Origin of the sequence: Streptomyces sp. CY-1, from assembly GCF_047218265.1 — a bacterium.
Lineage (GTDB): Bacteria > Actinomycetota > Actinomycetes > Streptomycetales > Streptomycetaceae > Streptomyces > Streptomyces niphimycinicus.
The window spans coordinates 7655356-7675469 of sequence record NZ_CP178393.1 but is presented as its reverse complement, the minus strand read 5'-3'; the positions used below and the strand labels follow the sequence as shown (position 1 = coordinate 7675469).

Annotated in this window: 18 protein-coding genes; 3 read left to right on the top strand and 15 right to left on the bottom strand. The window is 71.5% G+C overall.

The annotated features are described in order from the left end of the window. Positions 1–13: 13 nt before the first annotated feature. The 4 genes from ACK1X7_RS33095 to ACK1X7_RS33080 form a co-directional block, all read right to left on the bottom strand. Entirely contained in the window at positions 14–1030 is a 1017-nt protein-coding gene (locus ACK1X7_RS33095) for a methionine synthase (protein WP_413116054.1), read from the bottom strand. Between the two features lie 143 nt (positions 1031–1173). Next, positions 1174–1863, bottom strand: coding sequence for an SDR family oxidoreductase (locus ACK1X7_RS33090; protein ID WP_382961135.1), 690 nt, complete (start codon positions 1861–1863; stop codon positions 1174–1176). 133 nt (positions 1864–1996) lie between these two features. Then, positions 1997–2524 carry a TIGR00730 family Rossman fold protein gene (locus ACK1X7_RS33085; RefSeq protein WP_211123532.1) on the bottom strand — a complete coding sequence of 176 codons (528 nt, stop codon included), beginning with the start codon at positions 2522–2524 and terminating at the stop codon, positions 1997–1999. Positions 2525–3341: 817 nt separating this feature from the next. Further along, positions 3342–4577 carry a glycosyltransferase gene (locus tag ACK1X7_RS33080; protein WP_413116053.1) on the bottom strand — a complete coding sequence of 412 codons (1236 nt, stop codon included), beginning with the start codon at positions 4575–4577 and terminating at the stop codon, positions 3342–3344. A gap of 99 nt (positions 4578–4676) precedes the next feature. On the opposite strand from ACK1X7_RS33080, the gene ACK1X7_RS33075 reads away from it, so the two are divergent. Then, positions 4677–5720: a MerR family transcriptional regulator gene (locus tag ACK1X7_RS33075; RefSeq protein WP_390791929.1), complete on the top strand. Its 1044-nt coding sequence runs from the start codon at positions 4677–4679 to the stop codon at positions 5718–5720. 121 nt (positions 5721–5841) lie between these two features. On the opposite strand, the gene ACK1X7_RS33070 is transcribed toward ACK1X7_RS33075, so the two are convergent. The 3 genes from ACK1X7_RS33070 to ACK1X7_RS33060 all read right to left on the bottom strand — a co-directional run bounded on the left by ACK1X7_RS33070 (position 5842) and on the right by ACK1X7_RS33060 (position 9818). After that, on the bottom strand, positions 5842–7596 hold the full coding sequence (locus tag ACK1X7_RS33070; protein WP_398158378.1) for a methyltransferase domain-containing protein: 1755 nt from the start codon (positions 7594–7596) through the stop codon (positions 5842–5844). Between the two features lie 131 nt (positions 7597–7727). Further along, positions 7728–8879 carry a tRNA 2-thiouridine(34) synthase MnmA gene (gene mnmA, locus ACK1X7_RS33065; RefSeq protein ID WP_413116052.1) on the bottom strand — a complete coding sequence of 384 codons (1152 nt, stop codon included), beginning with the start codon at positions 8877–8879 and terminating at the stop codon, positions 7728–7730. A gap of 18 nt (positions 8880–8897) precedes the next feature. Next, the gene (locus ACK1X7_RS33060; RefSeq protein ID WP_413116051.1) at positions 8898–9818 is read right to left on the bottom strand and encodes a TIGR03619 family F420-dependent LLM class oxidoreductase; all 921 of its coding nucleotides are present in this window, start codon (positions 9816–9818) and stop codon (positions 8898–8900) included. Between the two features lie 224 nt (positions 9819–10042). On the opposite strand from ACK1X7_RS33060, the gene ACK1X7_RS33055 reads away from it, so the two are divergent. Further along, the gene (locus tag ACK1X7_RS33055; protein ID WP_413116050.1) at positions 10043–10720 is read left to right on the top strand and encodes an N-acetylmuramoyl-L-alanine amidase; all 678 of its coding nucleotides are present in this window, start codon (positions 10043–10045) and stop codon (positions 10718–10720) included. Positions 10721–10784: 64 nt separating this feature from the next. On the opposite strand, the gene ACK1X7_RS33050 is transcribed toward ACK1X7_RS33055, so the two are convergent. Both ACK1X7_RS33050 and ACK1X7_RS33045 read right to left on the bottom strand, forming a co-directional pair. Next, entirely contained in the window at positions 10785–12224 is a 1440-nt protein-coding gene (locus tag ACK1X7_RS33050; RefSeq protein ID WP_413116049.1) for a hypothetical protein, read from the bottom strand. Positions 12225–12472: 248 nt separating this feature from the next. Continuing rightward, positions 12473–13642, bottom strand: a complete 1170-nt coding sequence (locus ACK1X7_RS33045) for a cysteine desulfurase family protein (protein ID WP_385140375.1) — start codon at positions 13640–13642, stop codon at positions 12473–12475. A 144-nt stretch (positions 13643–13786) separates the two neighbouring features. Here ACK1X7_RS33045 and ACK1X7_RS33040 point away from each other — a divergent pair, with 144 nt between their 5' ends. Beyond that, positions 13787–14653: an alpha/beta fold hydrolase gene (locus tag ACK1X7_RS33040; protein WP_398158376.1), complete on the top strand. Its 867-nt coding sequence runs from the start codon at positions 13787–13789 to the stop codon at positions 14651–14653. 75 nt (positions 14654–14728) lie between these two features. On the opposite strand, the gene ACK1X7_RS33035 is transcribed toward ACK1X7_RS33040, so the two are convergent. The 6 genes from ACK1X7_RS33035 to ACK1X7_RS33010 form a co-directional block, all read right to left on the bottom strand. Continuing rightward, positions 14729–15601 (bottom strand): SRPBCC family protein, encoded by an 873-nt coding sequence (locus ACK1X7_RS33035; RefSeq protein WP_385140381.1) that lies wholly within the window; start codon positions 15599–15601, stop codon positions 14729–14731. Beyond that, positions 15598–15981 carry an ArsR/SmtB family transcription factor gene (locus tag ACK1X7_RS33030; RefSeq protein ID WP_385140384.1) on the bottom strand — a complete coding sequence of 128 codons (384 nt, stop codon included), beginning with the start codon at positions 15979–15981 and terminating at the stop codon, positions 15598–15600. Before ACK1X7_RS33030 ends, ACK1X7_RS33035 begins: the two co-directional genes overlap by 4 nt. A gap of 75 nt (positions 15982–16056) precedes the next feature. Further along, positions 16057–16716: a trimeric intracellular cation channel family protein gene (locus ACK1X7_RS33025; protein WP_014055076.1), complete on the bottom strand. Its 660-nt coding sequence runs from the start codon at positions 16714–16716 to the stop codon at positions 16057–16059. A 52-nt stretch (positions 16717–16768) separates the two neighbouring features. Then, positions 16769–17845, bottom strand: a complete 1077-nt coding sequence (locus tag ACK1X7_RS33020; protein WP_385140387.1) for an ABC transporter ATP-binding protein — start codon at positions 17843–17845, stop codon at positions 16769–16771. A 20-nt stretch (positions 17846–17865) separates the two neighbouring features. After that, positions 17866–19008: an ABC transporter ATP-binding protein gene (locus tag ACK1X7_RS33015; RefSeq protein ID WP_385140390.1), complete on the bottom strand. Its 1143-nt coding sequence runs from the start codon at positions 19006–19008 to the stop codon at positions 17866–17868. Beyond that, positions 19005–19979 (bottom strand): ABC transporter permease, encoded by a 975-nt coding sequence (locus ACK1X7_RS33010; protein WP_390791935.1) that lies wholly within the window; start codon positions 19977–19979, stop codon positions 19005–19007. The genes ACK1X7_RS33015 and ACK1X7_RS33010 overlap by 4 nt, the downstream gene beginning before the upstream one ends. Positions 19980–20114 lie beyond the last annotated feature (135 nt).

Sequence of the window (20114 nt, the reverse complement as noted above, 5' to 3'; positions counted from 1 at the left end):
TGTCGTCCTCCCGTTACTCAGGGTTGTCCGCGAGCGATCTCGCCGCCCGGACGCAGTGGGCCAGCGCGGCGCGGGCGTACCCGGGCGAGGCGCCCGCGAGCCCGCACGACGGGGTGATCACCACGGATTCCGCGAGAGTCTCCGGTGACAGCCCCAGCCTGCGCCACAACGTCCTGACACCACTGACGCTACCGGCAGGGTCCGACAATGGGGTGTCGGTGCCGGGTACCGCGCCGATGAGCAGCGCCGTACCGCCTTCCACGGCCTCCCCGATCGCCTCCTCCTCACTCTCCGTGAGCAGCGACAGAGGAAAGGAGATCCCCTCGACGCCCGCGCGCCGCAGCAGCCCGAACGGCACGGCGGGCGCGCACGAGTGCACCACCACCGGCCCGCCGGCCGCCTCCACCAGAGTCCGCAGCGCGCCCTCCACCACACCCCGGTCCACGGCGGCGTGGGTGCGGTAGCCGCTGGCGCTGCGGACGCTCCCGCGCAGCACCGACGTCAGCGACGGCTCGTCGAGCTGCAACACCACCTCGGCGCCCGGCACCCGGCGGCGCACCTCCGCCAGATGGGCGCGGCACCCTTCGACGAGCGAGGCCGTCAGATCGCGGCAGGCGCCCGGGTCGCTCAGCGCGACCTCGCCGCCGCGCAGTTCGAGGGAGGCGGCCAGGGTCCAGGGGCCCACGGCCGACACCTTGAGCGCCCCCTGGTACCCCTGGGTGAACTCCTCCAGCGCGTCGAGGTCCTCGCCCATCCAGGCGCGGGCCCGCCGGGTGTCCCGGCCCGGCCGGTCACTGATCCGCCAGCCGCTCGGCTCCACATGCGCGTACAGCTCGACCAGCATCCCGGCGGTGCGCCCGATCATGTCCGCGCCGGGCCCCCGCGCGGGCAGCTCCGGAAGATACGGCAGGGCCTCCAGCGACCCGGTGACGGTCTTCACGGCCTCCCGCGCGTCGCCGCCCGGCATCGACCCGACGCCGCTCGCGGCCCCTGGGGCCCAGTGGTGCTTATTGGTGCTCTTCTCGCTCACCCGCGAAGCCTAAGCGCTCCGCCGGGGCCCCGGGATCGGGAGGTGCCCCGGTACGCCGTGGGTCGTCTGCCGCGCCGTCGTGGCTGGTCGCGCCCACGCGGCGGAGCCGCATATCGACACAGCCCCGCGCCCCTGCGGGGCGCTCAGCCGCGGGGGCGGATCTGGAGGTCGGTGATCTCGGCGTCGCGGGGCAGGTCGAGTGCGGTCAGGATGGTCGTCGCCACGGTCCCGGGCTCCATCCAGCGGTCCGCGTCGTACTCCTTGCCCTCCTGCTGGTGCACCTTCACCTGCATCGGAGTGGCCGTACGCCCCGGGTAGACCGTGGTCACCCGGAGGCCGTTGCCGCTCTCCTCCCAGCGCAGCGCGTCGGCCAGCGCCTTGAGCCCGTGCTTGCTGGCGGCGTACGCGGCCCACTGGGCGTTGGCGCGCAGTCCGGCGCCGGAGTTGACGAAGATGACATGGCCCTGGGCCAGCCGCAGTTGCGGCAGCAGCAGGCGGGTCAGCTCGGCGGGCGCGACGAGGTTGGCGGCGAGCTGGCGGGTCCACGCCTTCGGGGTCAGCTCCCCGACCTCGCCCAGGTCGACCACCCCGGCGATATGCAGCAGCGAGTCGAGCCGGTCGGGCAGCGTCTGGTGGCCCAGCGCCCAGGAGAGCCGGTCCGGGTCCGCCAGGTCACCGACGACCGTCCGCACCCCCGGGAACCGCTCCGCCAGCTCCTTCGCCCGCCCGGCGTCCCGCGCGAGCAGCCACAGCTCCTCGCCGCGCTCGGCCAGCCGCTCGGTGACCGCCGCGCCGATGCCGGAACCTGCCCCAGTGATCAGATGCGTTCCCATGCTCCCCAGCTTGCCTCACCGTTGGACGCACCCCGACGACGGTCCCGGCTTGGCGCGATCCCATGCCCGAAACCCGGGCGGACTTCCCGCCGAGCGCTGCCATCCTGTAACGGGTCCGGTAACGGACCACGGCTCAGACGGACTCCAGATACGTCATGACCTCGGCCCCGCTCTCCGCGAAGAAGACGAGCTCACTGAGCGGAATCGGCAGGAACCCCTCCTCCTCCATCCGCTGGAACTGCTGCTTCAGCCCGTCGTAGAACCCCGCCGCGTTGAGCAGCACCACCGGCTTGATGTGCAGCCCGTGCTTCTTCAGCTCCAGGATCTCGGTCGCCTCGTCCAGCGTCCCGGTGCCGCCGACCATGACCACGACCGCGTCGGCGCGGGCGAGCAACTGCGCCTTGCGCTCGGCGAGGTCCTTGGCGATCACCATCTCGTCGGCGCTCTCCCGGGCCTTGGCGGCGAGGAACTCGACCGAGATCCCCACCAGCCGTCCCCCGTGCTCCTGCACTCCGTCCGCCATCACCTTCATCAGCCCGACATCGGACCCACCCCAGACCAGCGTGTGCCCGCCCTTGCCGATCAGCTCGGCGAACTCGCGGGCGGGGGCGGTGTAGCGGTCGTCGAGGTCGGCGGCGGAGCAGAAGACGCAGATGTTCATGTCCGCCACTCTACGAGCCGGGTCGGACACCCCGACGGCTCCGCGCCACGGATCGCGCCGTGCGGCGCCTTGGGGTCGGCCGCCATCACCGGTACGGGCCTCCGGAGTCGCCCAGGGCGGGACGCGGGGAAGGCGGGTGGTCAGCGGGCGGCGAGGCGACGGCGTTCCACGGGGTGCCCGGCGGACCACGGGGCGCAGCCGCATACCGATGCTGCGGGCAGGGGCGGAGCCCCGGGCCGGGGGCTGGGGCGGAGCCCCGCGCCGGGGTCTGAGGCGGAACCCCGCGCCGGGGCCTGAGGCAGAGCCCCATGCCGGGGTCTGAGACGGAACCCCGCGCCGGGGCCTGAGACGGAACCCCGCGCCGGGGCCTGAGGCAGAGCCCCGCGCCGGGGTCTGAGGCGGAACCCCGCGCCGGGGCCTGAGGCAGAGCCCCATGCCGGGGTCTGAGACGGAACCCCGCGCCGGGGCCTGAGACGGAACCCCGCGCCGGGGCCTGAGACGGAACCCCGCGCCGGGGCCTGAGGCAGAGCCCCATGCCGGGGTCTGAGACGGAACCCCGCGCCGGGGCCTGGAGCAGAGCCCCGCGCCGGGGCCTGGAGTGGAACCCCGGGGGTCTGAGGCGGAACCCCGCGCCGGGGGCTGGGGCGGAGCCCCAGTTGTGGGAAGGGGCGGGGAGGGGAAACAGCCCGCCGCAGGCGGCACGACCCGTCGGACGCCCCCTGGTGCGGGCGACGGCGCGGCCGGGCCCGGCCATGGTGCGGGCCTACGGGAGGCGCCGGGGCCGCCGAGGAAAAGCTCCCTGTCGCCGCGCCCGAGCTCATGCCCCGTGGACGGAGCTGATGAGGGCGAGCACCGCCCCCGCGCCGTCCTCCGCGCCGATGGCGTGCGCGAGTTCGGCCGCCCGGCGGCCGAGGGCGGGTTCGGTCAGGCAGGTCGCGATCGCCGCGGCGAGGGAGCCGGCGGTCAGCGCGCCGAGCGGCAGCGGCCGGGGGGCGACTCCGAGCCGGTGCAGCCGCGCCGCCCAGAACGGCTGGTCGGCCATGGCGGGCACCGGCACCGCCGGCACCCCGGCGCGCAGTCCGGCCGCGGTGGTGCCCGCTCCGGCGTGGTGGACGACGGCGGCCGTGCGCGGGAACAGCCAGTCGTGCGGGAGGTCGCCGACCGTAAGGACGTCGTCGCCGACCATAAGGGCGTCATCGCCTGCCGTGGTCAGCCCGGCCCACCCCGCCTGCACCACCGCGCGCACCCCCGCCCGGGCCACCGCCGTCGTCACCAGCTCGCCCAGCCGCTCCCCCTCGCCCGGCGCCATGCTGCCGAACCCGATGAACACCGGCGGCGGACCGGCCTCCAGGAAGTCGACCAGCTCGGCCGGGGGCCGCCAGTCCTGCGGCCGGGCGGGCCACCAGTAACCGGCCACCTCGACCTGGGGCGGCCAGTCCGCCGGGCGCGGTACGACCAGCGGACTGAAGCCGTGGAAGACCGGCCGGATGTCCGCCCCCGTCGGCCGCGAGGTGGCGGGCGGCAGCCCGAGCCGGGCGCGCAGCCCCGCCACGGCCCCCGCCTGGAGCGCTCCGGCATCCGCCAGCAGCCTCCGGCCCGCCGCCAGGTTGCCGTCCGGGCCCAGGTCGTCGCCGCCCGTCGCACCGGCCAGCGGGAACTCCCGCGTGGCACAGGCCGGTACGAGATAGCTGCCGATGACGGGGATGCCGTACGCCTCGGCGGCCGCCTGGCTGAGCGCCGCCGGGCCGAACGCCGTGAGCACCAGGTCGGCCCCGTCCGCGGCCGCCACCACCCCGTCGGCGAACCGGTCCAGGAACGCCGCCATCGCCGCCCGCGCCTCCTCCCACGACGCGGCCCGGGCCCTGGTGCGGATCAACTCCCGCGGATCGCCCGGCAGTGGCCGGTGGTCCAGGCCGCATCCGTCGAGAAGCCCGGCGAAGGGCGGATGGGCGGCCACGGCCACCTCGTGACCGGCCGCCAGCAGACGCAGCCCCAGGCCCGTGTACGGTGCGACGTCGCCTCGCGAACCGGCGGTCACGATCAGAATCCGCATGTGATGATCCTCCTCGGCGAGTGCCGCCCGGCGCATACTCGGACGACGGCGTTCGCCAGGGACGCTAAGGGCTCCTGCGCGGGGGAGGTTCAAGCGGCTGTGACGCGCGGCACGCAGGATGGGAACACGGGCGGCACGCAGGGCGGGATCACACGCGGCACGCAGGGCGGGAACACCGGCGGCACACAGGGCGGGGACACGGTGGGCATCGGCGAGTTGGCCGCGCGCACCGGACTGCCGGTGAAGACCATCCGCTACTACTCGGACATCGGGCTGCTGCCCGAGAGCGGACGCACCCCGGGCGGCCACCGCAGATACGCCGCGGACGCGTTGCCCAGGCTCCGGCTGATCCAGCGCCTCCGTGCGCTCGGCACCCCCATCGCCGCGATCGCCACGGTCACGGCGGGGGAACGCTCGCTGGACGAACTCGTCAGCCGAGAACTGGACGCGGTCCAGGAGCAGTTACGTGAGGCGACATGGCGCCGCGAGGTGCTCCGCGCGCTGGACGACTGCCCGGCGCCGGAACGGCCGCGCCGCCTCGCCCTGCTCGCCGGGGTGGGCAGTCCGGACGACGCCCACGATCGGCTGGTGCGGTACTGGCACTGGGCGCTCCCGGCCGGTCTGCCGCGCCGCCTGGCCCAGGCCGTGATCGACGGCGCGGTGCCCGCGCCACCGGCCGCCCCGACCGCCCCGACCGCCGCGACTCCGACCGCCCCGACCGTCCTCGCCTACGCCGAACTCCACGCCCTGGCCACTGCGGACGACCGGCGCCGACAGCCGCAAGCCCACCAGGTGGGCGATGTCGCGTCGTTCTACGCCGGTCTGCTGGACGCCTGTGCACTGGCCGGCGAGGCCCTGGTCTCCGGCTGTCCGGAGCGGCGCGCCGAGGCGCTCGGCCAGTTCGTGCGCACCTACGCCCGCGTCGACGGCCACGACGACACACCGGCGTTCCGCGCGCATCTGCGCGCCCTGTTCCGCCGCGGGAGGCGCGCCGGTTCGTTCTCGCTGCGCTACTGGCGACAGGCCCTCGCCGTCACCGGCGAGACCCCGCCACCGTCCGCGGCCGCCGGCCAGGGATACCTCGCGGCACCGCTCGCCGCCCTGCACGAGCAGGTCGCGGGCCTCCCCCTGACCGCGAAATGACCGTGAAGTGACCGTGAAGTGACCGTGAAGTGACCGCGAAATGACCGCGAACGCCGGGTGAGCGCCCGGGGGTGGCCGCTGTGGCGGGACAGGCCCCGCCACAGCGGCCACCCGGCGGGGATCAGCGGGTGAAGTGGAAGATGCCCCAGGTCACATGGCGGTTTGTGCCGCCGTCGACCCAGTTGCTGAGGCCCTTCTTCATATGGGTGAGGTAGTCGGCGCTGACGTGTTCCGTCAGGCCGTCGGCCTCCTGGCGTCGGGTTTCTTCCAGCACCCGGGCGTAGTGGGTGATCAGTTGCTCGCGGTGTTCCTGGAAGCCGCCGCCGACCTCGGTGAAGCCGAGCCGCGCCAGTTCATGGCGGTAGAACTCGGGCGACCCCATGGTCTCCAGATGGATGCGGTCCAGGATGGGGCGGAGGGTTTCGGCGGGGCAGCCGTCGGCGGCCATGGGGTCGGTGAAGATGAGGTGACCGCCGGGACGCAGGACGCGGGCCGCCTCCTCCAGGGGGCGGGCGCGGTTGCCGCTGTGCAGGAAGGCGTCCTGGGACCAGACGACATCGACGCTGTTGTCCGGCAGCGGGATCCGCTCGAAGGAGCCGTCCAGCACCTCGATGGCCTCGGTCAGCCCCCGCTCGGCGTTGAGCGCGCGATGGCGCTCGTTCTCCACCTCGCTGAGGTTGAGCGCGACGACACGACAGCCGTAGGTCTCCGCCAGATAGCGTGCGGAGCCGCCGAAGCCCGCCCCGAGGTCGAGGACGACGGATGACTCGGTGAGGTCGAGCTTCCCGGCCATCCGGGCCACGGTGCGCCTGCTGGCCTCGGCGATCGGCTCGTCGGGCCGGTCGTAGATGCCGATGTGGATGTCCTCGCCGCCCCAGACATGCCAGTAGAAGGCGTCGGCGTCCGAGGAGTTGTAGTAGTCGCGGGCGGTGCCGACGGCTCCCGCGTACTCCCCGTCGCCGGTGGCCGGAGCGGCCGGTCCGGCCGGCTCGTCCGCCGCGATGTATTCCTTCTCCGCGACGTGAATGAAGAAGTCGGGGCGCTCCGTCCGGTAGGTGTGCTGGAAGTCGCCGTACGTCTCGATCCGCTGGAAGCCGACCTCCTGCATCAGCCTGCGCGTGTAGTCCTTGCGCAGCGGAAACATGTTGAGGTGGTAGACGGATTCGTCGGGGAAGCTGTAGCGCATGCGCACCAGCCCCTCGTCCACGTACTCCGGTTCGACGGCGACGTCTTCCCCGCAGTAGTAGTACACGTGCTTGCTGCTGTAGCCGCGATCGAGGATCGCGTCGTAGTTGCGCTGGTCCAGGACCAGGATTCCGTCGTGCTTGAGCATGGCGTAGAACTCGGCGAGCGCCTTGCGCCGGTCGCGCTCGGAGAACAGATGCGTGAAGGAGTTCCCGAGGCAGACGATGGCGTCGTACTCGCCGTGGGCGTCGCGGTTGAGCCAGCGCCAGTCGGCCTGGACGACGCGGAGAATGTGGTCACCGTGCTTGAGCCCGTTGGCGAACGCCTGGGCGAGCATCTCGCCGCTGCCGTCGGCGCTCACGGTCTCGAATCCGGCCTCGAGCAGCCGGACGGAATGGAAGCCGGTCCCCGTGGCCACGTCGAGGACCTTCTTGACGCCGCGCTCGCGCAGCAGATCGATGAAGAACGTACCCTCGCTCTCCGACCTTCGGTCCCAGTCGATCAGCGAGTCCCACTTTTCTACGAAGCTGGGTACGTACTCCTCTGTGTAGTGATCAGTGTCCCTGACATCAACTGGATTGTTGCCAAATTTCTGTACAGGTTGCGCAGAAATAACGGAACCTCCGGTGCTGAGACAGCGGACCACGGCACCCGTGTCCGCGTGGCGCATTCCCAGATTCAGGTGACGCATGCCACCGGAATGGCCGGACGCACGTTAATTTCAGAGAAACTGATCGCGCCAAACGGAGATAATCCACCCCATCCCGACTTTCGGCTTCTTTCTCGCCAAAAGCGGATATCCCCCGGGGGCCGGCGGCCCGCCTACGAGGCGACGACCTGCGCGCGCTCGGTCGTGGCGATGGTGGCGGAGCCGACCACCCGGGTGCCGTCGTAGAGCACGATCGCCTGCCCCGGGGCCACGCCCCGCACCGGCTCGGCGAAGGTCACCCGCAGACCGGTTACCCCGATCGGCTCGGCCGTCACCTCGGTCTCGCCGCCATGGGCGCGCAGTTGGGCGGTGTAGCTGCCGGGGCCCGCCGGAGGGGCTCCGCACCAGCGCGGCTTGATGGCGGTCAGGGCGGCGACGTCCAGGGCCTCGACCGGGCCGACCGTGACCCTGTTCTCCACCGGGGAGATGTCCAGCACATAGCGCGGCTTGCCGTCGGGCGCCGGATGGCCGATGCGCAGCCCCCGGCGCTGGCCGATGGTGAAGCCGTACGCGCCCTCGTGGCTGCCCAGCTTGTGCCCGTCCTCGTCGACGATGTCGCCCTCGGCGGTGCCGAGATGACCGGCCAGGAAGCCCTGGGTGTCGCCGTCGGCGATAAAGCAGATGTCATGGCTGTCGGGCTTCTTGGCGACGGCCAGGCCCCGCCGCTCGGCCTCCGCGCGGATCTCGTCCTTGGTCGTCAGGGTGTCCCCGAGGGGGAACATCGCGTGGGCGAGCTGGCGCTCGTCGAGCACCCCGAGCACATAGGACTGGTCCTTGGCCATATCGCTGGCGCGGTGCAGCTCACGCACGCCGTCCGGGTGCTCCACGACCGTGGCGTAGTGGCCGGTGCAGACGGCGTCGAAGCCGAGGGCGATCGCCTTGTCCAGCAGCGCGGCGAACTTGATCTTCTCGTTGCAGCGCAGACACGGATTGGGGGTGCGGCCCGCCTCGTATTCGGCGATGAAGTCCTCGACCACGTCCTCGCGGAAGCGCTCGGCGAGGTCCCACACATAGAACGGGATGCCGATCACATCGGCGGCGCGCCGGGCGTCCCGCGAGTCCTCGATGGTGCAGCAGCCACGGGCGCCGGTGCGGAACGACTGCGGGTTGGCGGAGAGCGCGAGATGGACGCCGGTCACATCGTGGCCCGCCTCGGCCGCCCGCGCGGCGGCGACCGCGGAGTCCACACCGCCGGACATGGCGGCGAGAACGCGCAGCCGGCGGCCGTCGCGGGGACCTGTGGGCGCACCGGGGAAGTCAGTCATAACCCGACCAGCATATAGCTACGCACGCAACTGGTTCCGGGCCCGCTCCAGCACCCGCCGGACGAGGTCCAGGGTCTGGTCTGTGTCCTTCCCGAGATAGATCAGATCGACGAAGGCGTGCTGGATGCCCGCCTCCCGCTCCGCCCGGACCAGGGTCGTCGCGATGTCGTCCACGGAGGCGCCGGAACTGGGGTTGACGCGCAGGATCGCGTCGAACGCGGCCGGGTCCCGGCCCTCCCGCCCGACCGCTTCCCGCACCCCGCCCAGCCCCTCGGCGAGGGTGGCGATCGGGTCGGGGGCGCCGGGCGCCGCGGGGACGACCACGATGGGCAGCCAGCCGTCGGCGCGCCGGGCCACCCGGCGCATGGCCGCGGGCGCGAAGGCGGCGAGGTAGACGGGCGGATGGGGGCGGGAGGCCGGTTTGACGTCGACATGGGAGGCGGGCACGGTCCAGTGGTTCCCGCGGTACTCGACCGGGTTCCGGGTCCACCAGGCGTCCAGGGCGTCGAGGCATTCGTCGAGGCGCCGGCCGCGCTCGGCCATGGGGATGTCGACCGCCTCGTACTCCTCGGGGGACCAGCCGGTGCCGAGGCCGACCAGCAGCCGGCCCGCGCTCAGCACATCGATGGTGGTCAGGGTGCGGGCGAGCACCGCGGGCGGGTACCAGGGGGCGTTGATGACATCGGTGCCGAGCTGGACCCGCTCGGTGGCCGCGGCGGCGGTGGCCAGCACGGTGAAGGGATCCAGCGCGGCGCGGAATTCCGGCGGGATCACATCGGTGCCCGCGTAGCCGACGATCGGGTCCACCGGGGCGAGCAGGCGGTCCCCGACCCACAGGCTGTCCGCGCCGAGCTCCTCGGCCCGGCGCGCGAATCGCGCGATGTCCTCGGGGTGCTGGGCCAGCGGGCCGAACTGGGGAAGGGCGAATCCGATGCGCATACCGTCAGCTCCTCGTCGAGCGGATGGACACATTCCGGTGGATACATTGCGGTGGATATACGTTCCGAGGTGCGGAGCCCCGGACAGAGCGATAGCGACCGACTCAGAGACAGTTCAACGTTCATCTACCCGGACGGCCAGAGGGCCGTCGCCCGGAACGAAGGCTTCTGGCCATGATCTCATCGGCCGGAACCGGATGCCCGCCCCCGCGCGTTGAGCGTTCCGTGAGCGAGACCACGACCGGCGGTGGACGCCGCGTCAGCAGACGCACCCTCCTGATCGGGGGCTCGGCGGCCGGGCTCGGCGCGGCCGGGGTCGCGGGCTATGCCGCGCGGGACGAGCTGTCCCGGATGTGGTGGCGGCTGCCCGGGATCGAAAAGCCGCGCAAGGCGGGCGCGGTCGACCAGCCGGGCGCGGAGTGGATCGCGGCCTCGGGGGCGAACTGGCGGTGGGCCGACCGGCCGGACGACTACACCATCGACCGGGTGGTGATCCATGTGGTCCAGGGCAGCTACGACGACGCGGTGCGGGTCTTCCGGGACCCCGGGCACCGCGCCGCGGCGCACTATGTCGTGCGCCGCGACGGGCATATCGCTCAGATGGTGCGCGAGCTGGATGTGGCGTTCCACGCGGGCAACCGCCCGTACAACGAGCGCAGCATCGGCATCGAGCACGAGGGGTTCGTGAGCAAGCCGAGCTCCTTCACGGACGCGATGTACCGCGCCTCGGCACGGCTGACCTCCTCGATCTGCGAGCGGTACGACATACCGCGGGACCGTGAGCACATCGTCGGCCATGTGGAGGTGCCGGGCACCGATCACACCGATCCGGGCCGCCACTGGGACTGGGATCGCTATATACGGGCGGTGCGAGCGGTGCGCGTGCCACGGACGGCGGCGTAAGAGCCCCGCGAACCCCGCGAACCCCGCGAACCCCGCGAACGGCGGCTCAGGCGCCGTAGACGGCTCAGGCGCCGAAGACGACGGCCAGCGGACGGCCCGCGCCGTCGCCGCTGGCGGGCCTGCTCGCCCGGTTGTCGCCGATGTAGAGCTTCTTACCGGTGTAGATCATGGTGCAGTCCCCGTAGACGTCCATGCCGGACTCCGCGTCCTTCATGTCGTCCGGATGGGTCTGGAGCGTCTCCATCCCGAAGGTCTTGGGGTCGACGCGCACGACCCCGCCGGCCTCGCTGTACATGGAGCCCAGATAGGCGATCAGGGCGCCGTCGTCATCGGTCCGGATCGGGATCAGCGACCGGCTCTCCGCCATCTTCGTCTTCCCGGTCTCCTTGCCGGTCTTCAGATTCAGGCCGGTGATCCGCTCTCCCGGGCCGCCGTGGTCCACGTCCACCTCGGAGGAGAGATAGAGGGTGCTGCTCGCCTTGTCGAGGGCGAGTTCGGCGCAGCCCTCCACGCTCGTGGCCGGGCAGTTGGGCTGGTATCCCTTGGCCAGGACGTCGATCGTGCTGAGCAGCTTGCCCTGTTTGCCGCTGTCGTCGATGGTCAGGATGTCGGTGGTGCCCGTCCCGGCGTCCGAGTCGCCGGTGTCGACGGCCACGACGAGCGGCGCGGTGGAGATCACATGCGCGTATTCGACCTTCTCGTCCAGCTTGTAGGAGGAGAGCACGTCGCGGGTCTTGGGATCCACCGTCTGGACTTCCAGCCGCTGTTCGCTGGAGTCCTCGCCGCTGTCGCAGCCGCGAATCGCGACGATCTTGTCATCGCCGCCCGCGTAGCCGTCGTCGTCGCAGTCCGCGAGGTAGGCGGGCTTCCACAGCGGCTTGCCGTCCAGCGACCAGGCACCCCCGCCGCCGGTGCCGCCCGCGGCGACGGTGCCACCGCCGATGGTGACCTCGTCGAACTGCACCCCGGCGTTGCCCTCGCTGTCCGACCCCTCCTTCTGCCAGACCAGCTTGCCCTTCTTCAGGTCGACCAGCCCGACCCGGGTGCACAGCGCGTCCTCCCCCGCGCCGTCCCGGAACAGGACCGCGGTCAGCCCCTCCTTGGTCATATGCGGTGAGGCCCAGCAGAGCTGCCCGCCCAGCGGTATCTCCCACCGCGACTTGGCGCCGTCGAGCGAGTAGCCGACGATCTTGTTGACGTCGCCCTTCACAAAGGTCGTGTCCGTGACCCAGGTGCCCATGGTGTTGGTCTCCTTGCCGACCTTCGGCATGGCGACCTTGCCCAGCGTCTTCGCCTGAGCGCCCTGGGACGACCCTCCGTTCTCACCGCCGTCGTCATCGTCTCCGGACCCGCAGCCGGTCACCAGGGCGACGGCGAGGGCTCCGCCCACGATCAGCTTCAGGGCGGGCTTGGCACGCCGCCCCCGCGACGGCCGGCGCTGCGCCCCCTGCGACTGCGAGGGCTGGTGCGACGGATGGTACGGCGGCAGCGAAGGCTGCGACATCGATGAACTCCTGGATTTCCCCGTGAAGAAAACCTGTGCGCTTTCCGCGCATGCCAGGTCCGTTGACGGGGAAATCCTTTCCCACGGCTCTCCGCCATTTCAAGCGGAGATGAGTGTTCCGTAGGTTATGTGAAATGGCCGCCAGGACAATTCGAATTCCGTGGTTATGATGTGGCGGGTCCGGGCGGAGATATCGGCCGGGCCGGGCCCCGCCCCGTCAGGTGAGCCCTGCCCCTCAGCCCTGCCCCTCAGCTCAGTCCCGCCCCGCGCGCCCGCTCCACCGCCGGGCCGATCGCCTCCGCGACTGCCTCGACATCGGCCTTGGTCGAGGTGTGGCCGAGCGAGAAGCGCAGGGTGCCGCGGGCCAGTTCGGAGTCGCTGCCGGTGGCCAGGACCACATGGCTGGGCTGGGCGACACCGGCGGTGCAGGCCGAGCCCGTCGAGCATTCGATGCCCTGCGCGTCCAGCAGCAGAAGCAGCGAATCGCCCTCGCAGCCGGGAAAGGAGAAGTGGGCATTGGCGGGGAGCCGGCCCGCCGGATCGGGGTCGCCGCCGAGAACCGCGTCGGGGACGGCCGTACGTACGGCGGTGATCAGCGCGTCGCGCAGCGCGCCGATCTCGCGGGCGAACTCCTCTCGGTGCCCGGTGGCATACGCACCGGCGACGGCGAAGGCGGCGATGGCCGGGGTGTCGAGGGTCCCGGAGCGCACCTGGCGCTCCTGGCCGCCGCCGTGCAGTACGGGCACGGGCGTGTGGTCACGGCCGAGCAGCAGCGCGCCGATGCCGTAGGGGCCGCCTATCTTGTGGCCGCTGACGGTCATCGCGGCCAGCCCCGAGGCGGCGAAGTCGACCTCGATCTGGCCATACGCCTGGACCGCGTCGGCATGCAGCGGAACGTCGAATTCGGCGGCGATGTCGGCGAGTTCGCGGACCGGCTGGATGGTGCCGATCTCGTTGTTGGCCCACATGACGGTGGCGAGGGCGACGTCCGAGGGATCGCGGGCGATCGCCTCGCGCAGCGCGCCGGGGTGGACGCGCCCGAGGGAGTCGACTGGCAGCCATTCGACCCGGGCGCCCTCGTGGTCCGCGAGCCAGTCGACCGCGTCGAGCACGGCGTGGTGCTCCACGGGGCTGGCGAGCACCCGGACGCGGGCCGGATCGGCGTCCCTGCGGGACCAGTAGAGCCCCTTGACCGCGAGGTTGTCGGCCTCGGTGCCTCCGGCGGTGAAGACGACCTCGCTCGGGCGGGCGCCCAGCGAGGCGGCCAGGGATTCACGCGACTCCTCGACGGTACGGCGGGCACGCCGGCCGGCGGCGTGCAGCGAGGAGGCGTTGCCCGTGACGGCGAGCTGGGCGGTCATCGCCTGCACCGCCTCCGGGAGCATCGGGGTGGTGGCGGCGTGGTCGAGATAAACCATGGTGGCCTCGATTCTACGAGGCATTGTGGGGTGCGTAGCGGCTGCGTGTACGCACGGTCTTCCCGGTGCCTCTTCCGCACCCCCTCGCGCGGGTCGCGCCAAGGTCCTCGACAGAGGCGGTAAGGACTGTCTACGGTTTCACTCATGACAGCCGCTGAGTGGAAGACCGAGTGGACGCTGGACCGCACCTACCGCAGCTCCTCCGGCGAGGTCCGCTGGGCCGCGCTCGGCGCACCGGACGCGCCGCCGGTGGTGCTGCTGCACGGCACGCCGTTCTCGTCGTACGTATGGCGGGGCGTCGCCCGTGCGCTGGCCGACCGGCACCGGGTGTTCGTCTGGGACATGCCGGGCTACGGGGCCTCCGAGAAGCGGGCGGACCAGGACGTCTCGCTGGCCGCCCAGGCCCGGGTCTTCGGCGAGCTGCTCGACGCGTGGGGGCTGACCGGGACCGAGGCCGGGGACGGGGCGGAACCGGCCGTCGTCGCCCATGACTTCGGCGGGTGTGTCGCGCTACGTGCGCATCTGCTGCACGGTGCGCGGTATCGCCGGTTGGCGCTGGTGGACGTGGTCGCGTTGGCGCCCTGGGGCTCGCCTGCGTACCGGCTGCTCGGTGCGAACGACACGGTCTTCGAGCAGTTGCCGACGGCGCTGCACCGGGCGCTGGTGCGGGAGTACGTCGGCTCCGCGAGCGCGGTGGGGCTGCGGGACGGCGTGCTGGAGCGGCTGGTGGAGCCGTGGTGCGGGGAGGCGGGGCAGCCCGCGTTCTATCGGCAGATCGCGCAGAACGATCAGCGGTTCACGGATGAGGTCGAGGGGTTGTACGGGGGGATGTCGCTCCCCGTGCTGGTGTGCTGGGGGTCGGGTGACACGTGGATCCCGGTGGAGCGGGGGCGGGAGCTTGCCTCTCGTATTCCGGGGGCGCGGTTTCGGCTGATCGAGGGTGCGGGGCACCTGGTGCAGGAGGACGCGCCTGCCGAGCTGGCGGTTGCGCTCAGCGGGTTCCTCGGCTGAGGTTTCGTTCGCGGGTGCGGGCCGGTGGGTGGGTTGTGCCCACCCGTTCCGCCCCGCGGAACGATTGCCCACAACCTAGCTCTTCAGCAGTTCGGCGGCCAGGAGGCCGATGTGGTGGCGCCATGCCTGCTGGGCCTCGGTGCGTTCCGCTTCCGCGTCCGCCGGGCCGGTCTGGGTCAGGATGAGGCGGGCGCCGTGGCCGGTGCCCTGGGTCAGCTCCCAGCGGACCGTTCCGGCTGGGCGGCCGTCGCGCTCCCAGTCGTAGGCGAGCACCCGGGGCGGTTGCGCCTCGGTGATCGGACCCGCCGGAACCGCGTCGGTACGGAAGCCGAGGGGGACCGGCGCCCCGGCGGCCGGTTCGGGGGTGTCGGCGGCCGGGCCGGTCAGCGCCCGCCAGGCCGTCTCGGCGGGGCGGACCAACTGGCGCTCGAAGCGCAGCCGCCAGCCGCCGTCCTCGGTGGCCTCCACCGCCCCCTCGGCCAGGCCGAACGCCTCGACGTACTTCTCGTGCAGCTCGGCCATGTCGCCGTGGGCGAACTCCTCGCCGCCGAGCAGGGCCGCGAGACCGGTGATGCAGGCGTGCCAGCCGGAGGCGAAGCTGGCCGCGCCGAAGCGGTCGCCGAAGGTGTGGGTGAGGGTCAGCACAGAGCCGTCGCCCTCGGGGCGCAGCTCCCAGCGGAGCTCGTCCTCGCCCCAGGTGAAGGCGAAGACATGGGGCGGGTCGAGCTCGGTGACGACGCCGTCCATGTCCGGGGCCTCGCGCCCGGGGAAGACGAAGCCCATCCGGCCCCCGACCTTGAGCTCGACCTGGACCTCGGAGGGGAACCAGTGGACGAGCTGGGCGGGGTCGGTCAGCGCTCGCCAGACCTTCTCCGGGGGATGGGCGAGCCGGCGCTCCAGGCGCAGGGCCGAGCGGCCGCCGCCGGTCTGGGCAAGGGTGTCTTTCATCGCGCTTCTCCGTCGGGTACGTCGGGTACGTCGAGCACTTCGGGTACGTCGGGCTCGCCGGTCGCGTCCGGGGACTCCGGCATCGTGTCCAGGTGTCGTTCGAGCGCGTCGAGACGGTCGGTCCACAGCCGACGGTACGGCGCGAGCCAGGCGTCCACCTCGGCGAGCGGCTCCGGGCAGAGCTCGTACCAGCGGCGCTGGGCGTCCCGGCGGACCCGCACCAGACCGGCCTCGCGCAGCACGCGGAGGTGCTTGGAGGTGCCCGGCTGGGTGAGCCCGAGATGCTCGGTCAGCTCACCGACCAGGCGGGGCCGCTCCAGCAGGAGGTCCAGGATCTGCCGACGACTCGGCTCCGCGAGCACATCGAACGGTATGGGCATGACCTCAACATAACGGCCCGGCTATATAACCGCAAGGGCATGCACCCTCGACCATACCCGGTGCGACCGAACCCCTCAGGTCTCCTCCGTCGCCGTACTGCGCCGGTTCCACGCCCGCGGCGCCCGCCAGCCGTACCGCATCGCCAGCAGCCGCACCACAAACGTCACGGCGGCCGCGAGCGCGCTCGTGGCCGCCGTGAGGGCGTGGAAGTGGAGCAGCAGTGCCGCTATCGAGGAGCCGAGGATGGCCGGGACGGCGTACAGGTCCCGGTCCCAGCGCAGCAGTGAGGGCACCTCATGGGCGAGCAGGTCGCGGATCACACCGCCGCCGACCGCCGTGGCCATGCCGAGGGTGACCGACGCGGTGACACCGAGCCCGAAGTCATGCGCCTTCATCGTGCCCTCGACGCAGAACAGCCCGAGACCCGCCGCGTCGAAGACCCCCACCGCCGCCGTGATCCGCTCGACCTCGGGGTGGAGGAAGAAGACGATGCCGGTGGCCACGAGCGGGGTGAGGAAATAGCCGAGATCGGTGAAGGCGATGGGCGGCACCGCGCCGATCACCAGGTCGCGGAAGATACCGCCGCCCAGCGCGGTGGCCTCGGCGAGCACCGCCATGCCGAAGACATCGAAGTTCTTCCGCACGGCGAGCAGCGCGCCGGACATCGCGAAGACGAAGATCCCGGCGACTTCGAGCGCGTGCTGGACGGACGGGGTGAACAGTTCGATGAGCACCCGACATTGTTATCCGCGGATGCCCCCGGCCCCGTCCGGACCCCGTCCCGTCTCAGCCTTCGGTCTTCTTCGTCACCTTCTGTGCCGCCTCGGCCCCGGGCTTCTCCTGCGGCGCCTGGTCCGCCGCGTTCTCCGGGTGGTGGCAGGCCACCTGGTGGCCGGTGGCCAGCGTCACCAGCGGCGGCTCCTGGCTCTTGCACACCTCGGTCGCCTTCCAGCACCGGGTGTGGAAGCGGCAGCCGGACGGCGGGGAGATCGGCGAGGGCACATCGCCCTTGAGCAGGATCCGCTCCCGCTTGGCGCGCCGCTTGGGGTCCGGCACCGGCACCGCGGAGAGCAGGGCCTTGGTGTACGGGTGCATGGGACGCTCGTAGAGGTCCTTGCGGTCCGCCAGCTCGACGATCTTCCCGAGGTACATCACCGCGATCCGGTCCGAGACATGGCGGATGACCGACAGATCGTGCGCGATGATCACATACGTCAGGCCCAGCTCGTCCTGGAGGTCGTCCAGCAGGTTGACCACCTGCGCCTGGATCGACACATCCAGCGCCGAGACCGGTTCGTCGGCGACGACCAGCCTGGGCTTGAGGGCCAGCGCCCGGGCGATGCCGATGCGCTGCCGCTGACCGCCGGAGAACTCGTGCGGATAGCGGTTGTAGTGCTCGGGGTTGAGCCCGACCAGCTCCAGCAGCCGCTGGACCTCCGCCTTGACGCCGCCCTGTGGGGTGACGCCCTGGAGCCGGAAGGGCGCGCTGACGATCGCGCCGACGGTGTGCCGGGGGTTCAGCGACGAGTACGGGTCCTGGAAGATCATCTGGACGTCACGGCGCATCGGCCGCATCTGCGCGGTGTTCAGATGCGTGATGTCCTTGCCCTCGAACTCGATCTTGCCCGAGGTGGGTTCCAGCAGCCGGGTGACCAGCCGCCCCATGGTGGACTTGCCGCAGCCCGACTCGCCCACCACGCCCAGGGTCTCCCCCGGCCGGACGTCGAAGTCGAGCCCGTCGACCGCCTGCACCGCACCGGCCTGCCGCTGGAGCAGCCCCTTCTTGATGGGGAAGTGCTTGACCAGACCCGACACCTTGAGCAGGGGCTCGGGCGATGTCGTCGCCTTCTCCGGGACCGTCATCTTCGGATCCTTCTGGTCGGTCACAGCTTCGGCGCAATCTCTTCGGTCCAGATCCGGGTGCGCTCCTCCTGCGACATATGGCACGCGGAGAAGTGCCCGCCGCCGCCGGCCTCGCTGAGCTCCGGCCGCTCGGTGCGCGTGATGTTGTCCTTCGGCACATCGGCGTACGGGCAACGGGGATGGAAGGCGCAGCCGGACGGCACATTGATGAGGCTGGGCGGGGAGCCCTTGACCGGGATGAGCCGCTCGGTCTGGTCGCGGTCGATACGGGGCATCGAGCCCAGCAGCCCCCAGGTGTACGGGTGCTGGGGCTCGTAGAAGACCTTCTCGGCCGGGCCGCGCTCGACACAGCGGCCGCCGTACATCACCAGCAGATCGTCGGCGAGCTCGGCGACCACGCCCAGGTCATGGGTGATGACGATGACCGCGGAGCCGAACTCCTTCTGGAGATCCCGGATGAGGTCGAGGATCTGCGCCTGGACGGTGACGTCCAGGGCGGTGGTCGGCTCATCCGCGATCAACAGCTCGGGGTTGTTGACCAGCGCCATCGCGATCATGGCTCGCTGGCGCATACCGCCGGAGAACTCATGCGGATAGCTGTCCACGCGCTTGTCGGGCTGTGGGATGCCGACGCGGTCCAGCAGCTCGATCGCGCGCTTGCGGGCCACCTCCTTGGTGACCTCGTGGTGCACCCGGTACGCCTCGATGATCTGGCGGCCGATGGTGTAGTACGGGTGCAGCGCGGACAGCGGATCCTGGAAGATCATCGACATCTCGCGGCCGCGCAGCTTGCGCACCTCGTCGGGGTCGGCGCCCAGCAGCTCCTGGCCGTTGAGCCAGATCTCACCGGAGATCCGCGCCTTGCGGCGGCCGTACTGCCCGGCGGTGTGCAGCCCCATGATGCCGAGCGAGGTGACGGACTTGCCGGAGCCGGACTCGCCGACGATGCCGAGGGTCTTGCCCTTCTCCAGCCGGAAGCTGAGCCCGTCCACCGACTTCACCAGACCGTCGTCGGTCGGGAAGTGGACGTGCAGATCGCGCACCTCGAGGAAGGCGGTGGGGGCGGGCGAGCCCGCCGCGGCCACCTCGCCCACGGCGGCGGTGCCGGTGGCCGGCAGATCGCCGTTCCCGGGCTGTCCGGAGGGCTTGGTCAGGTCGGTCATCCGAGCCTCACTCGCGGGTCGATGACGGCGTACAGAAGGTCCACGACGAGGTTGGCGACCACGATGAAGACGGCCGCGATCAGGGTGACGCCGAGGATGACCGGCAGGTCCTTCTCGGTGATCGCGTTCACCGCGAGCCGCCCGAGGCCGGGCAGGTTGTAGGTGGTCTCGGTCAGGACCGCGCCACCCAGCAGCGCGCCCAGGTCGAGGCCGAGCAGGGTGAGGACCGGGGTCCAGGTCGAGCGCATCGCGTGCCGGCCGATGACCACCCGTTCTCGCAGGCCCTTGGCGCGGGCGGTGCGGATGTAGTCCTCGCCCATGATCTCCAGCATGGTGGCCCGGGTGAGCCGGGCGTACATCGCCGCGTAGAGGAAGGCGAGCGTGATCCACGGGAGGATCAGGCTCTCGAACCACATCGCCGGATCGTCACCGAGCCCCTTGTAGTCCACGTTGACCCACTTCAGCGAGTAGCTGAAGATCGCCAGCGAGAGCAGACCGGTGAAGTAGATCGGCAGCGAGACACCTGCCAGCGCGATCGTCATCGCCGAGCGGTCCCACAGGGTGCCCCGGCGCAGCGCGGAGACGACACCGGTGGTGATGCCGCCGACCAGCCACAGCAGGCAGGCGCCGGCGGCGAGCGAGAGGGTGACCGGCATGGCGTCGGTGAGCTGCGGCCACACCGCCTGCTCGGTGCGGAAGGAGTAGCCGAAGCAGGGCGCCGGGCAGTGGGTGACATCCGTACCGCTGGCGTAGTCCCGGCCGACGAACAGGCCCTGGACGAAGTGCCAGAACTGCACCAGGACCGGATCACCGAGGCTGAGCTTCTGCCGGATGCCCTCGATGGCCGCGGGGTCGGCCTGCTTGCCGACGAACAGCAGCGCGGGATCGGAACCGGCCCACTTCGGGATCACGAAGAAGATGGCGAAGGTCGTAAGGGTGACGACCAACAGCATCACGACGACGGCGAACAAGCGCCGGATGAGATAAGCAAGCACTGTGCGCGGCCCGGGCGGTGGCCCGTGATACCCCGGTTGAGGGGGATCACGGGCCACCACCCGCGGCCATCACCTGCCCTTCGGGCCTATCGGGTGCGGCGATGGGGGGGT

Excerpts from the sequence above, each read along its gene's own strand:
- ACK1X7_RS33090 (WP_382961135.1), bottom strand. The coding sequence starts at position 1,863 with ATGGGAACGCATCTGATCACTGGGGCAGGTTCCGGCATCGGCGCGGCG.
- ACK1X7_RS33085 (WP_211123532.1), bottom strand. The coding sequence starts at position 2,524 with ATGAACATCTGCGTCTTCTGCTCCGCCGCCGACCTCGACGACCGCTAC.
- ACK1X7_RS33080 (WP_413116053.1), bottom strand. The coding sequence starts at position 4,577 with ATGCGGATTCTGATCGTGACCGCCGGTTCGCGAGGCGACGTCGCACCG.
- ACK1X7_RS33070 (WP_398158378.1), bottom strand. The coding sequence starts at position 7,596 with ATGCGTCACCTGAATCTGGGAATGCGCCACGCGGACACGGGTGCCGTG.
- mnmA (WP_413116052.1), bottom strand. The coding sequence starts at position 8,879 with ATGACTGACTTCCCCGGTGCGCCCACAGGTCCCCGCGACGGCCGCCGG.
- ACK1X7_RS33060 (WP_413116051.1), bottom strand. The coding sequence starts at position 9,818 with ATGCGCATCGGATTCGCCCTTCCCCAGTTCGGCCCGCTGGCCCAGCAC.
- ACK1X7_RS33050 (WP_413116049.1), bottom strand. The coding sequence starts at position 12,224 with ATGTCGCAGCCTTCGCTGCCGCCGTACCATCCGTCGCACCAGCCCTCG.
- ACK1X7_RS33045 (WP_385140375.1), bottom strand. The coding sequence starts at position 13,642 with ATGGTTTATCTCGACCACGCCGCCACCACCCCGATGCTCCCGGAGGCG.
- ACK1X7_RS33040 (WP_398158376.1), top strand. The coding sequence starts at position 13,787 with ATGACAGCCGCTGAGTGGAAGACCGAGTGGACGCTGGACCGCACCTAC.
- ACK1X7_RS33035 (WP_385140381.1), bottom strand. The coding sequence starts at position 15,601 with ATGAAAGACACCCTTGCCCAGACCGGCGGCGGCCGCTCGGCCCTGCGC.
- ACK1X7_RS33030 (WP_385140384.1), bottom strand. The coding sequence starts at position 15,981 with ATGCCCATACCGTTCGATGTGCTCGCGGAGCCGAGTCGTCGGCAGATC.
- ACK1X7_RS33020 (WP_385140387.1), bottom strand. The coding sequence starts at position 17,845 with ATGACGGTCCCGGAGAAGGCGACGACATCGCCCGAGCCCCTGCTCAAG.
- ACK1X7_RS33015 (WP_385140390.1), bottom strand. The coding sequence starts at position 19,008 with ATGACCGACCTGACCAAGCCCTCCGGACAGCCCGGGAACGGCGATCTG.